Origin of the sequence: Roseibium alexandrii DFL-11 (assembly GCF_000158095.2) — a bacterium.
GTDB classification, from domain to species: domain Bacteria; phylum Pseudomonadota; class Alphaproteobacteria; order Rhizobiales; family Stappiaceae; genus Roseibium; species Roseibium alexandrii.
In genome coordinates this window covers 4,413,756-4,426,529 of record NZ_CM011002.1, presented here as the reverse complement: position 1 = coordinate 4,426,529, position 12,774 = coordinate 4,413,756, and the positions used below count along the sequence as shown (strand labels likewise).

Here is a 12,774-nt window from a genome sequence, read left to right as displayed (position 1 = left end):
GCGGTGTAACTGTTTTCAGAATGATCTTAGGCGCTTGTGCCTGGCTGGATTATGACGGTCTCAAAACACCGGGCATTGCTGTTCGCAACGCCCAATGGTTCTCGACCGTAACTTATGATTAAATCCAGCCGCCGAGCTCGCGGCGAACGATCGTGTTCAGGACATCCATACCGAGATCGCTGTCGTTGAGGCACGGGATATGAGTGAAGTTTTCGCCACCCGCCTCCTCAAAGATCTCACCAGCCTCTCCGGCGATTTCTTCGAGTGTTTCCAGGCAATCCGACACGAAACCCGGATTCATGACGGCGATATTCTTCATCCCGTCTTTGGCGAGTTGTTCAACGGTCTTGTCGGTGTAGGGCTGCAACCACTCTTCGGGCCCAAAACGCGACTGGAATGTCGTTCTCAGTTTGGTTTCGTCCATGCCAAGCACTTCACGCATCAGGCGCGTCGTCTTCATGCAGTGGCAATGGTAAGGGTCGCCACGCTTGAAATAGGACTGCGGGATACCGTGGTAAGACGTAAGGATTGTTTCCGGCTCAAAGTCCAGGCTTTCCAGATGTCTCTCGACTGATTTCGCCAGCGCGTTCACGTAGATCGGATCATCATGATAGGGCGGCACAGTACGGATTGCCGGTTGCCAACGCATGTCGAGCAGGGTTTTGCAGACGACGTCGTTCACAGTGGCAGTGGTTGTGGCCGAATACTGCGGGTAAAGCGGAAACACGAGAATTCTGTCGCAGCCCGCATCCTTTAGCGCTTTCAGCTTGTCCGGGATCGACGGCTGACCATACCGCATCGCCCAGTCCACTTTCAGCCGGCCATTGGCATCGCCCAGCATTTCAGTGAGCTTGTCCGACTGACTGCGGGTGATGGTGCGCAGGGGCGACTCATTCTTTTCGTTGTTCCAGATTTCCTCATAGGCCTTGCCGGATTTCCCCGGGCGGGTCATCAGAACAATGCCATAGAGGATTGGATACCAAATCGCCTTCGGCCATTCGATCACGCGTTTGTCCGACAAGAACTCGCGAAGATACCGGCGCATTGGCCAGTAGTCCGTCGCATCCGGCGTGCCGAGATTCACGAGAAGCACGCCGACTTTTCCGGCTTTCACATCCGGGTGTCCCTCAGGCAGGCGGACTTTTTGGAACTCAGCCGCCTGATCGAGGATGGGAGCTGTCGGTTGAACGTTCATCTGCTTTCATTACCCTTACGCTTTGCGTCACTTTCGCCCATACATAGGACAACGGCTGCGGAAGGCCAATGCGGCATCACCGGCGCGGATGATCTTTTCTTAACATAGACCGACCAGGCGACTGGCAGGCTTAGCCGTAGTCGCGTTCGTCAGCGATGACCTTCCCATCGTTTGGCAGCGTCCCGGGAGACACAAGTTCCACATCTCCCTTCAGCCGTGTCACATCCCGCAAGGTATCTGCAACACGCTCAGCAAGCCCGTTGCCCATGACCTCCGTCTCGACAGACAGCTTCATGGCATCACTTGCGCCAGCACGGCTGACAGACAAGCGCGCTTTCTTGACTTCCGGATGGTTGCTGAGGATCTGAGCGATTTGGGACGGGTCGACGAACATACCTTTGATTTTGGTTCGCTGATCGGCCCGCCCCATCCACCCGGCCAGCCGCATGTTGGTCCGCCCGCAGGGCGACTGACCAGGCATAACCATCGACAGGTCCCCGGTTCCAAACCGGATCAAGGGGTAGAGAGGATTGAAGTTGGTGACCACAAGCTCACCGACTTCCCCATCGGCAACCGGCTCTCCGGTTCCCGGGCGCACTATCTCGACAATGTAGTCCTCATTGACCACCATGCCTTCGCGAGCTTCAGTCTCATATGCGATGACACCTAGGTCTGCCGTCGCATAACACTGCGCAACGGATATGCCCTTGCATGCATATTCCTCGCGCAAGGCCGGGAACAAAGCTCCGCCGGAGACCAGCGCAACCTTGATGGAGGACATGTCCCGGCCCTGCTCTGCACCTCGGTCGAGGAGAACCTTGAGGTAGTCTGGAGTTCCCGTGAAACCGGTCGGCTGCAACACTTCGACCGCTTCCACTTGCATATCCGTGTTGCCAACACCGGCAGGAAACACGGAGCAGCCCATGGCAATCGCAGCCTGGTCCAGGATGAACCCCCCAGGTGTCAAATGATAAGAGAAGGCATTCAGAACCGTATCACCCGCTTTGAAGCCCGCAGCATGCAAGGCCCGCGCCCCGTTCCACGGATCAAGACCGGGTGCTTGAGGTTCCCAGATCGGGCCAGGCGACATGAACACGCGCGCGGCCGTGACACCGTTTTGCGACAGGAAACCGCCGAACGGAGGAGCCGATTTCTGCTTCTCCAGCATCTCGGACTTGCGCAGGACCGGCAATTTCGCAAGCGCTGCGCGGTCTGTCACGGAATGCGCATCGATACCGTCCAATTGCGCCGCCCATCCCGGGGCGGACTGCATGGCACCATGCAATTGCTCCGGAAGCCGGGCAAAGAGATCCTGTTCGCGCTGAGCAGGGCTTTGCTGCTCGCGCGCCTCATATGGTTGATTGCTCATGGTCGTCTCCGCCTGTAAGCCCTTGTTTAGGCCAGCCAGCGCTTTCTTCGTTTGTAGTGTTTGACGTCCTTGAAGGAGCGGCGTCCTTCGCCGCCAACACCAAGGTAAAACTCCTTGACGTCTTCGTTCTCCAGAAGGGATTTCCCAGCCCCATCAAGAACAATCCGTCCGGATTCCATTATATAGCCGTAGGTTGCGTATTTGAGCGCAACGTTGGTGTTCTGCTCAGCCAAGAGGAAGGAAACACCTTCGTTTTGGTTGAGCTTGCGAACAATTTCGAAAATTTCTTCCACGAGCTGCGGCGCAAGGCCCATGCTCGGTTCGTCCAGCAGGATCATCTTGGGCCGGCTCATCAAGGCGCGGCCGATCGCACACATCTGCTGCTCACCGCCTGAGGTATACCCCGCCTGGCTCTGGCGGCGTTCTCTCAAACGGGGAAAATAGTCATAGACCATCTCCAGATCTGCCTTGACCGCGGCATGCCCGTCCTTGCGGGTATAAGCACCTGTCAGCAGGTTTTCTTCAATTGAGAGGTGGCCAAAGCAATGCCGACCTTCCATGACCTGAATACACCCGCGGCGGACCAGATCATTTGGGGACAGCGCTTGAACTTCTTCCCCTTCAAAGAGGATCTTGCCCTTTGTCACATCTCCGCGCTCAGCGCCGAGCAGATTGGATATGGCCTTCAATGTGGTTGATTTGCCAGCGCCGTTCGCCCCGAGCAGAGCCACGATCCCACCCTTCGGCACAGTCAGGGAAACGCCCTTGAGCACCAGTATCACGTGGTCATAAATCACTTCGATATTGTTGACCGACAGGATCGTTTCAGCCGGCTCAGCGGCAGCTTCCGTGTTCGGCGTTTCTACATCCAATAAAGCCATTCCGTCCTCTCCTGAGAGGCTCCGCCGCAGTCGTGCGGCGGAGCGGGCTGCCAATCAGTTCGGGCAGGGTTCGGTCCGTGCCGGCCACGGAGCGTTTTTCTCTGCGTATTCCTTGGCCGCAGCTTCGATCAGCGGACGAACGACATCGGTCATCGGCTCAATCCAACCAGATGCCTGCTGCCACTGTGTGCCGCTCCATTCTTGAATGAACACAGGATGGCTGCCGGAGTGATCTTCACAAGTCACTTTCATGGGGTGCGCAAAGCCTTTCAGGCCCAACTCTGCAAGACGAGCTTCGTCCAGGTTCAGGGCTTCCAGACCCATCCGCATGTCTTCGCCGGTAATGACTTTCTTGCCGGTCAGTTCCTGAGCCGTGCGAATGCCTTCTGCGACGATCACAGAGTTCAAGACACCGCGGTTGTAGAGGGTCTGACCAAGTGTTTCGCCGTCGGTCGAAGACAGGCCGGCGTCAATGACATACTTCTGGATGTCATCCAGCGCCGGGAAGTCACGGCCAACACCAGAGAAGTTCATAGCCTTGTAGCCCTTGGCATCCTGACCACCTGCAGCCGCATCATCATCACCTGCAGACCACCAGACACCAATAAACTTGTCCATCGGATAGCGGATCTTGACAGCTTCCTTGATCGCGGTCGGGTTCATTGCACCCCAACCCCACATGATCATGTAATCCGGACGATCACGGCGCACGTTCAGCCACTGCGAGGACTGGTTCTGCATTTCCTTCAGACCAACCGGATACTTCATGAGCTCAAAGCCGTGCTTTTCAGCAAGCTGTTCCAGAAGCGGGATCGGCTCGCGGCCATAGCCCGCATCCAGGAAGATGTAGCCGATCTTCTTGCCGTTCAGGTTATCCAGTCCGCCTTCCTGTTCACCAATGTATTTGATGACCACGGAAGCACCGTCCCAGTAGGTGTCCGGCACATTAAAGACCCATGGGAAGGTGTTGCCGTCTGCGGCCGCAGACAAACCATAGCCCATGGAAAGAACCGGGATCTTGTCAACGCTGGCCTTTGGGATCAGCTGGAGTGTAATGCCCGTTGAATACGGATTATAGACCAGCGCGCCTTTGCCTTTGGTTGCTTCGTAGCACTCAACGCCTTTTTGGGCGTTGTAACCGGTTTCGCACTCTTCTAGAGCCAGCTTGACACCGCCGATACCACCATCGCGCTCATTGAGCATTTTCAGGTAGTCATGCATGCCGTTGGCGATGTGAATGCCTGAAGCTGCGAACGGTCCAGTCCGGTAAGTCAGCAGCGGAACATAGTTGGCGTCTTCGGCTTGGGCGACAGGCGTCATAGCACCAGACAAGCCCACACCGACGGCAACAGCTGTTCCAAGAGCAAGTTGCTTGAAGTTCATTTTTTACTCCTCCCATGCGGACCGGACGATCCGGTACCGCCAGACCAGTGACGCCATTCCTCCCCGGACTGGTCCAAGTCCGGATGGCGGGCATAAGGCTGGCCGCCTTAGTACGGGAACGGCCAGACCCTGAGCTTTTGTTTCCCGATCTGCCATAGCCGGGCAAATCCGTGCGGCTCGACAATCAGGAAGAAGATGATCAATGCGCCGACGATCATGAAAGTAACATGCTCGACTGCTTCGGCCGCCACATCAATCCCGAGAACACCAGGAATGAACTTCAGGAAGACCGGCAAGATCCAAATAAAGGCTGCTCCCATGAAGGCACCACCAAGACTCCCCAGACCGCCCAGAATCACCATAAACAGCACCTGGAAGGAGAGTTGAATAGAATAGGACGAGGGTTCAGCTGCATTTAGCCAGAAGAAAACCATCATCGCACCCGCCACGCCGCAGATGTAGGATGACACGGCAAATGCCAGAAGTTTCGTCTGCAGCGGGCGGATCCCCATCAGCTCAGCGGCAATGTCCATGTCGCGGATCATCATCCAGGACCGCCCGATCCGGCCGCGCAAGACGTTTGCCATCAAGACTGCGATGCCAACCGTGATTGTCAGAACGATGAAGTACCGAACCAGCGGGGTCGATTCAGCACCCGACACCACGACACCGAATGCCTCACGATGCGGGACTTCGATCGCACCCGAAGCATTGTAGTTATAGAGCCACGGAATACGGATGAAGCACCATTCCAGGAAGAACTGTGCCGCTAGTGTAGTCACCGCCAGATAGAGGCCTTTGATCCGCAGGCTCGGAAGCCCGAAGATAGCGCCGACACCGGCAGAGAAGATCCCTGACAAGAGCACCATCAAGATGACATTTGCATCAGGAAAGATGGTAGTCAGCTTGTAGGCAGCATAGGCTCCGACACCCATGAAGGCGCCTGTACCGAGGGACAACTGCCCGCAGAACCCCGTCAGAACATTCAGTCCGATCGCCGCCAGGGAGAACACCAGGAACGGGATCATGATGGATGTCAGAAAGAAGTCGTTGGCAAAGGCCGGAACTGCGACAAATGCAATCAGCAGGATTGCCGCAAGACCGATCCGGTCCTGACGGATCGGCATTAGCGCCTGATCCGCCTGGTAACTTGTTTTGAATTGGCCAGCTTCGCGATAAAACATGGTGTCAAACCCGCTCGATGATCTTTTCGCCGAACAGCCCTTGCGGCCGGAACAGCAGGAAAATGAGTGCGATGATGTAGGCCAGCCACGATTCGATGCCGCCGCCGACAAGACCACCCCAGTAAAGTTCACCGATCTTTTCGCCGAACCCGATGATAAGACCGCCGACAATCGCCCCCGGGATCGAGGTGAAGCCGCCGAGGATCAAGACCGGCAAGGCCTTGAAGGCTACGATTTCCAGCGCGAAGGACACGTCGGAGCGTGCCCCCCACATGATACCCGTTGCGAGCGCAACCAAGCCGGCTGCGAACCAGACGATAGCCCAGATTTGATTGAGCGAAATGCCGACAGAAAGAGCTGCCTGGTGATCATCCGCCACCGCGCGCAAGGCGCGTCCGATTCGCGTCTTGTTAAAGAACAGTCCGAGCGAGGCCACCATGATGACTGCAATCACAGCCGCTGCAATATCAATATGTTGCAGGATAACCAGACCGCGCTCACCGAATTCGAATGCCGTCGAGCCGGTTGGCAGGCCAAGCTCCTGAGTGATCATTTGCTTGGGCTCACCACCGAAGACAAATTCACCGAACCCAATCAGGAAGTAGGTCAGACCGATGGTCGCCATCAGCAAGATGATGTCCGGCTGATTGACCAGCGGGCGCATCACAACCCGTTCCACGCTGTAGGCCAGCACACCCATGACACCAATGGTCAGCAGCAAGGCCAGATACGCCGGAACGCCGTTTTCATGAAGCCCCACAAGCGTCAGACCGGCGAACACCACCATGATGCCCTGGGCAAAATTGAAGACACCGGAGGCCTTGAAGATAAGCACAAACCCCAGCGCAATGAGCGCATACAGGATCCCGGCAACAAATCCTTCCCAAAGCACCTGCAGGAAAAAGTCCGGCATCTGGTACATTTGGACGAAGGGATCAATGAAAATATCGTAGAGCATTTGGTTCCCCCCGTTAGTGGCTCACACCGAGATAAGCGTCGATAACTGCCTGGCTGGCCTGAACTTCCTCGGGAGGACCGTCCGCGATCTTCTTGCCGTAGTCGAGCACGACGACACGGTCGGAGAGATCCATGACAACACCCATATCGTGTTCAATCAGGGCGATGGTTGTTCCAAATTCCTGATTCACATCGATGATGAAGCGGCTCATGTCTTCTTTTTCTTCAAGGTTCATGCCGGCCATCGGCTCGTCCAGGAGAAGAAGATCGGGCTCCATGGCAAGCGCACGGCCCAGCTCGACCCGCTTTTGCAGGCCATAAGGCAAGCGGCCAACCGGCGTTTTGCGGATCGCCTGGATCTCGAGAAAATCGATGATGTCCTCGACCTTTTTGCGGTGTTCGATCTCCTCGTTTTCCGCAGGTCCCCGCCACATCAGCTGCCAGAAGAAGTTTTTGTGCATCTTCAAGGACCGACCGGACATGATGTTGTCCAGCGTCGTCATGCCTTTGAACAGCGCAACGTTCTGGAAGGTCCGGGCGATGCCATTGCTGGCCGCCTCATACGGTTTCATCTTTCGGCGCACTTTGCCCTGCCAGGTAATGGTGCCTTCCTGCGGATGATAGAACCCGTTGATAACGTTCAACATTGAGGTCTTACCGGCCCCGTTCGGACCGATGATGGCGCGGATTTCCCCTTTCAGGATGTCGAAAGAGATGTTGGTGATCGCTTTCACGCCGCCGAACGACAAGGATACGTTGTCCACGCGCAAGAGCTCTTCACCCGCGGCAGGTGCTCCAGCCGCAGCCGGTGAAAGTTCTTTCTCTGATACTAGAGCGTTCATTCGGCTGCCTCCTGGAACCCTGCACCGGGCTCGTAGGTCTTCATGTCGCGAATTTCGACAGTCGCCTCAATGGCGCCCTTGCGCCCGTCTTCGAAGGTGACTTCCGTGCGCACGTGCTTGCTGGTCGAACCGTCATAAAGGGCATCGATTAGCGGGGCGTAACGATCCGCAATGAATGAACGGCGAACCTTCTGTGTCCGGGTTAACTCGCCATCATCGGCGTCCAGTTCTTTATGCAAAACCAGGAACCGCTTGATCTGAGCACCGGCCATCATCGGCTCTCCGGCAAGATCCCGGTTGACGTGATCAACGTGGCTTTCGATCATCGCATAGACTTCCGGGTTGGACGCCAGCTCCTGATAGGATGCATAGTTGACGTTGTTCCGCTCGGCCCAAGATCCCACTGATGTCAAATCGATATTGATGAACACGGTCACCATGTCCCGTTCATGGCCGAAGGCGACAACCTCCTTGATGTTCGGGAAGAACTTCAGCTTGTTCTCGATGTATTTCGGAGCAAACAAGGCCCCATCATTGAGTTTGCCCACGTCCTTGGCACGATCGATAATTTTCAGGTGGCCATTATCGGCAATAATGCCAGCGTCGCCCGTATGTACCCAGCCATCCGGTGTTTTGGTGCTGGCCGTCGCTTCATCGTTCTTGAAATAGCCGACAAATACGCCTGGTGACCGATACATGACCTCGCCGTTGTCGGCGATCTTGAGTTCGACGTCCGGCGCCGGCTTGCCGACTGTATCGCCGTAGATCTCACCATCCGGCTGAAGTGTGATGTAAACACTGGCCTCGGTCTGGCCGTAGAGCTGCTTGAGATTGAGACCCAGCGACCGGAAGAACTGGAAGATCTCCGGACCAATCGCTTCGCCCGCCGTGTAACCAACTTTCAGACGCGTCAGGCCCATCCGGTTTTTCAGCGGACCGTAAACGCAGAACTCTCCGATGTTGTAAAGGAGACGGTCGCCAAACGAGACCTGCTCGCCATTCAGGATTTTCTCGCCGACTTTCCGGGCAACACCCATGAAATAGTCGAACATCTTTTTCTTGAACTTACCCGCGTCTTCCATCTGGACCATGATCCGGGTCAGCAGGTTTTCATAAACACGCGGCGGAGCAAAGAAATAGGTCGGGGCAATCTCGAGGCGATCGGTATCGATCGTATCCATGCTTTCCGGGCAATTTACGCAGTACCCGGCTGTAAATGCCTGGGCGAGAGAGAACACGTGGTCCCCAATCCAGGCCATCGGCAGATAAGCGAGAACCTCTTCCGTTTCATCCAGGTTATCGAACGCGTTTCCGTTGCGTGCCGATATTACCAAATTGTCAAACGAAAGCATCACCCCCTTCGGACGCCCGGTTGTTCCTGAGGTGTACAACATCACTGCGATGTCGCTGCCTTGATATCCGGAGAAACCATTGACCCACTCGGCTTCAAGGCCAGAGTTCTGAGCCATCAGGCTGCGCCCAGTCTCCTGGACGGTTTCGAAGGCGTGCAGATTCTCTTGTTCATAATCGCGGAGCCCGCGCGGATCATCATAGATCACATGTTCAAGCGTTGGGACTTCATCTCCCATGCTGAGGAGCTTGTCGACCTGCTCCTGGTCTTCGACCATTGCAAATCGGACTTCCCCATGGCCGAGGACGTACGCCATCTCCTCCGCAACCGAGTCGGAATACACGGGTACCGGCACAGCGCCCAGAGTTTGAGCAGCCACCATCGACCAGTAAAGCCGTGGCCGATTTGCCCCGACAATTGCGATTTTGTCCTTGGGCTTGAGCCCCAAGGATTGCAGTCCGATTGAAAAAGCACGGATTTCATCGAGCACCTCGGACCAGGTCCAGCTTTGCCAGATCCCCCGATCCTTTTCCCGGAACGCGGTCCGAGACCCGAAAACCTTCCCATTGCTCAGAAGGATTTTCGGAAAGGTGTCCTCCGCACGCTGTCCAGCGCTGGCCGACCCTACCATTGATGTTTCTTCCCTTAGAAGGCGCCCCGGTTATCCGAGGTCGTTCTCATGCTGGTCATGAAACTACCTAGAGCCGTCCCATTCAACCAGAATCTGGTTTGTCGAACGGACAAAGGCTTGATCCACTTCCAACGCCTTCACGCTAATTCGGGTGGTTTGCAGCAGTATGTTCAAATCTTATCGAAATGTTGCAAGTTCGCTGCGAGTGCGAAACAAGGCAGTAGCCAAAGCCTCCATCGCACCTTACTGTTCGGGTATGGAGGAGACCAAACAACTCAAAGCACAGATCGACCTGCTGCAGGCAGCTCTTGATCATATTAATCAGGGGTTTACCGTCTTCGACAGCGACCTTCGGCTGGTCGCTTGGAACCGCGGCTTGTACGACATGCTGGACATGCCGGAGAGCATTGTGCGGCGCGGTGCTCACCTGGAAGATTTTATTCGCGTTAATGCCGAACGGGGCGAATATGGCCCGGGAGACATAGAAGCGAAGATCGAACGCCGGATCGAACGCGCCAAGCTGTTCGAGCCGCATTATTTCGAACGCATCCGCCCAAACGGTCAGATCATCGCGGTTTCCGGCACGCCGCTTCCCCAAGGCGGGTTCGTGACGATCTACTCTGACGTCACCGAAGAACGGCACCGGCAGGAAAAGCTTGAACGAACTGTTGAAGAAAGAACGCACGCTTTGCAGCAGAGTGAAGACTGGCTGCGCCTCGTAACGGACAACATTCCGGCCCTCATTGCTTACCTTTCACCGGGACCGGTTTTCAGGTTTGCGAACCGCAGATACGCGGACTGGTTCGGTCATTCCATAGTGTCGATTGCCGGGCGTCCAGCGCGGGATATTGTAGGCGACGAACTGTTTGCAGAGCTTGAACCTCATATCAATCGCGCCTTTGAGGGCAACGCGGTCAGCTATGAGTATCAAAGGGAACGGCTAGATGGCACGATGGCCTATATGCGCTCAACGCTCATCCCCGATATGACCATCGACGGGCGGACACTCGGAATTTTCGTGCTGTCCCTCGACGCAAGCGATCAAAAGGCAGCGGAAGCGGCCCTGGTTCAATCCCAGCGTATGGATGCCGTCGGCAAACTGACTGGGGGGTTGGCGCACGACTTCAACAATCTCCTGGCCATTATGATGGGCAATCTTCTTACGCTTGGCCGGATGGAACCACCTGTTGGCAAGGAAGCGCTCGACAGCAAGATCACCCCAATGCTGGAGGCTGCCAAACGCGGATCTGATCTAATCCAGCGGCTACTGGCCTTCAGCCGTGGCAAGCCGGTCGATCCGCAAAAGGTTCCGGTCTCGGATGTGATTGGCTCCGCGGCGAGGCTGCTTGAAGGTTCACTTCCGTCCTCCATCACGCTCACAATAGATGCCGAAGATCGCTGCATTGGCGCTTTGATCGATCCCACCCAGATGGAAACAACGTTCATCAACATGGCCTTCAATGCGCGGGACGCGATGCCGGATGGCGGCTCGTTCTCCATCGCCTTGAGGGCAACTGATCTGGATTCCCAACAAGCCCAAGATTTGTCGGTGCCGGCGGGAGAATATGCCGTGATTACCGTTGCTGATACAGGCAGCGGTATGGATGAAGACAGTCAGCTCAAAATCTTTGAACCCTTTTTTACGACCAAGGCTTTCGGCACTGGCAGCGGCTTGGGTCTGTCAATGGTTTATGGCTTCATTCAGCAGTCCGGCGGTGCGATCCAAGTGCGTAGTAAGCTGGGAGAAGGTACAGCACTTACGATCTACCTGCCGCTTGTCAGGCTGCAGAACGCGGGTGACATCGGCGAAAGCGAAAACAAAGCATCCTTGAAATACGGCTCGGGAGAATTGCTTCTTCTGATCGAGGATGATCCGGATTTAAGCAAAACCATCGCTGATCAGCTGCAAAACCTCGGGTTCGCGATATTGAAGGCGGAAAACGCGGACGATGCCCGCCAACTTGCGCTGGATCTGCCCGAACTTCGTGCGGTGCTGAGCGACATCATCATGCCAGGGCAAACCAACGGTTTGAAGCTCGCCCGTGAGATACGCCAGAACCGGCCAGAGTTGGGGATTGCTTTGATGACGGGGTATGCGGATTGGTCTGCACTCGCTGACAACAGCAGCATTTGTGAATTTCCTGTTTTAGCTAAACCTTTTAACGACTTCCAACTTGCGGAAACACTCCGCAAAATACTGCAACCATGACATCAGAACGCTCTTCGCACTCAAAGCCTTTACCAGCAGGAAAGACCCGCGCATTCATCGTCGATGACGAACCAGAAATCGGTCGTCTGTTGATTGAGGCAATGCAGCCCTTCGATATGGAAGGTGAGGTATTTTCAACTGCAGCGCAGATGCTGGCCGCTCTTGAATCCGATACACCTGATGCCTGCATTGTTGACCTTGGCCTCCCGGACATGGAGGGCATGGCTTTGATCAATGAGATCCGTCGGCACTCTTCGGTACCAATTATTGTTCTGTCTGCCCGGGCACATGCAACGGACCGGGTTCTTGGTCTGGAGCTCGGCGCAGATGACTATGTGGTCAAACCGTTCGATCCGAGAGAAGTGGTGGCACGCATTCGGTCAATTCTTCGAAGATCGGGAGGTGAAACAGTCCGTGCTGCGAAAAGGGAAGAAACCGCGCACTTTGCAGACTGGAGTTACAAACCGTCTTCCCACTGCCTGACATCTCCGGAAGGGGAAGAGACATTTTTGTCGACCGGAGAAGCAACACTCCTGGAGGCGCTCTTGCGTGCACCAAAGCGGGTACTCACACGGGATTACCTGCTTGAACACGGCGGCAGAGATGAGAGCCTCGACCGGTCCATCGACGTTCGCATTTCACGGATCCGCAAGAAACTGAATAGGAAAGACGGCCCAGCGCACATCCGGACGATTTACGGATCCGGTTACATGCTGACCTGCGATGTAAGGTGGGATTGAGCTCAGCCCCCCAAAGCATCAGCCGCCTATTC

General features: G+C 55.7%; 10 protein-coding genes. 2 read left to right on the top strand and 8 right to left on the bottom strand.

Annotated elements, in window-relative coordinates; genetic code table 11:
• Positions 1 to 118 precede the first annotated feature (118 nt).
• From hemH to SADFL11_RS20475, 8 genes are all read right to left on the bottom strand, one after another.
• Complete coding sequence (gene hemH / locus SADFL11_RS20510; RefSeq protein WP_008195374.1) at positions 119 to 1,195, bottom strand: ferrochelatase; 1,077 nt, start codon at positions 1,193 to 1,195, stop codon at positions 119 to 121.
• A gap of 130 nt (positions 1,196 to 1,325) precedes the next feature.
• Positions 1,326 to 2,564 carry a phenylacetate--CoA ligase family protein gene (locus SADFL11_RS20505; protein WP_008194152.1) on the bottom strand — a complete coding sequence of 413 codons (1,239 nt, stop codon included), beginning with the start codon at positions 2,562 to 2,564 and terminating at the stop codon, positions 1,326 to 1,328.
• A gap of 26 nt (positions 2,565 to 2,590) precedes the next feature.
• A complete protein-coding gene (locus SADFL11_RS20500; RefSeq protein ID WP_008196185.1) occupies positions 2,591 to 3,445 on the bottom strand; it encodes an ABC transporter ATP-binding protein in 855 nt (284 codons plus the stop codon).
• Between the two features lie 54 nt (positions 3,446 to 3,499).
• Positions 3,500 to 4,828 (bottom strand): ABC transporter substrate-binding protein, encoded by a 1,329-nt coding sequence (locus SADFL11_RS20495; protein ID WP_008190380.1) that lies wholly within the window; start codon positions 4,826 to 4,828, stop codon positions 3,500 to 3,502.
• Positions 4,829 to 4,935: 107 nt separating this feature from the next.
• Entirely contained in the window at positions 4,936 to 6,012 is a 1,077-nt protein-coding gene (locus SADFL11_RS20490) for a branched-chain amino acid ABC transporter permease (RefSeq protein ID WP_008196334.1), read from the bottom strand.
• 4 nt (positions 6,013 to 6,016) lie between these two features.
• On the bottom strand, positions 6,017 to 6,970 hold the full coding sequence (locus SADFL11_RS20485; protein WP_008191716.1) for a branched-chain amino acid ABC transporter permease: 954 nt from the start codon (positions 6,968 to 6,970) through the stop codon (positions 6,017 to 6,019).
• 13 nt (positions 6,971 to 6,983) lie between these two features.
• On the bottom strand, positions 6,984 to 7,811 hold the full coding sequence (locus tag SADFL11_RS20480; RefSeq protein ID WP_008191173.1) for an ABC transporter ATP-binding protein: 828 nt from the start codon (positions 7,809 to 7,811) through the stop codon (positions 6,984 to 6,986).
• On the bottom strand, positions 7,808 to 9,793 hold the full coding sequence (locus SADFL11_RS20475; protein WP_008188597.1) for an AMP-dependent synthetase/ligase: 1,986 nt from the start codon (positions 9,791 to 9,793) through the stop codon (positions 7,808 to 7,810). Before SADFL11_RS20475 ends, SADFL11_RS20480 begins: the two co-directional genes overlap by 4 nt.
• A gap of 166 nt (positions 9,794 to 9,959) precedes the next feature.
• Here SADFL11_RS20475 and SADFL11_RS20470 point away from each other — a divergent pair, with 166 nt between their 5' ends.
• Both SADFL11_RS20470 and SADFL11_RS20465 read left to right on the top strand, forming a co-directional pair.
• Positions 9,960 to 12,002, top strand: coding sequence for a PAS-domain containing protein (locus SADFL11_RS20470; RefSeq protein ID WP_008188620.1), 2,043 nt, complete (start codon positions 9,960 to 9,962; stop codon positions 12,000 to 12,002).
• Entirely contained in the window at positions 11,999 to 12,742 is a 744-nt protein-coding gene (locus SADFL11_RS20465; protein WP_008191452.1) for a response regulator transcription factor, read from the top strand. The genes SADFL11_RS20470 and SADFL11_RS20465 overlap by 4 nt, the downstream gene beginning before the upstream one ends.
• The last annotated feature ends 32 nt before the right edge of the window (positions 12,743 to 12,774 follow it).

Bases quoted from the DNA above. Each gene is read 5' to 3' on its own strand.
- hemH (WP_008195374.1), bottom strand. From the start codon at position 1,195: ATGAACGTTCAACCGACAGCTCCCATCCTCGATCAGGCGGCTGAGTTC.
- SADFL11_RS20470 (WP_008188620.1), top strand. From the start codon at position 9,960: ATGTTCAAATCTTATCGAAATGTTGCAAGTTCGCTGCGAGTGCGAAAC.
- SADFL11_RS20500 (WP_008196185.1), bottom strand. From the start codon at position 3,445: ATGGCTTTATTGGATGTAGAAACGCCGAACACGGAAGCTGCCGCTGAG.
- SADFL11_RS20475 (WP_008188597.1), bottom strand. From the start codon at position 9,793: ATGGTAGGGTCGGCCAGCGCTGGACAGCGTGCGGAGGACACCTTTCCG.
- SADFL11_RS20480 (WP_008191173.1), bottom strand. From the start codon at position 7,811: ATGAACGCTCTAGTATCAGAGAAAGAACTTTCACCGGCTGCGGCTGGA.
- SADFL11_RS20465 (WP_008191452.1), top strand. From the start codon at position 11,999: ATGACATCAGAACGCTCTTCGCACTCAAAGCCTTTACCAGCAGGAAAG.
- SADFL11_RS20495 (WP_008190380.1), bottom strand. From the start codon at position 4,828: ATGAACTTCAAGCAACTTGCTCTTGGAACAGCTGTTGCCGTCGGTGTG.
- SADFL11_RS20490 (WP_008196334.1), bottom strand. From the start codon at position 6,012: ATGTTTTATCGCGAAGCTGGCCAATTCAAAACAAGTTACCAGGCGGAT.
- SADFL11_RS20505 (WP_008194152.1), bottom strand. From the start codon at position 2,564: ATGAGCAATCAACCATATGAGGCGCGCGAGCAGCAAAGCCCTGCTCAG.
- SADFL11_RS20485 (WP_008191716.1), bottom strand. From the start codon at position 6,970: ATGCTCTACGATATTTTCATTGATCCCTTCGTCCAAATGTACCAGATG.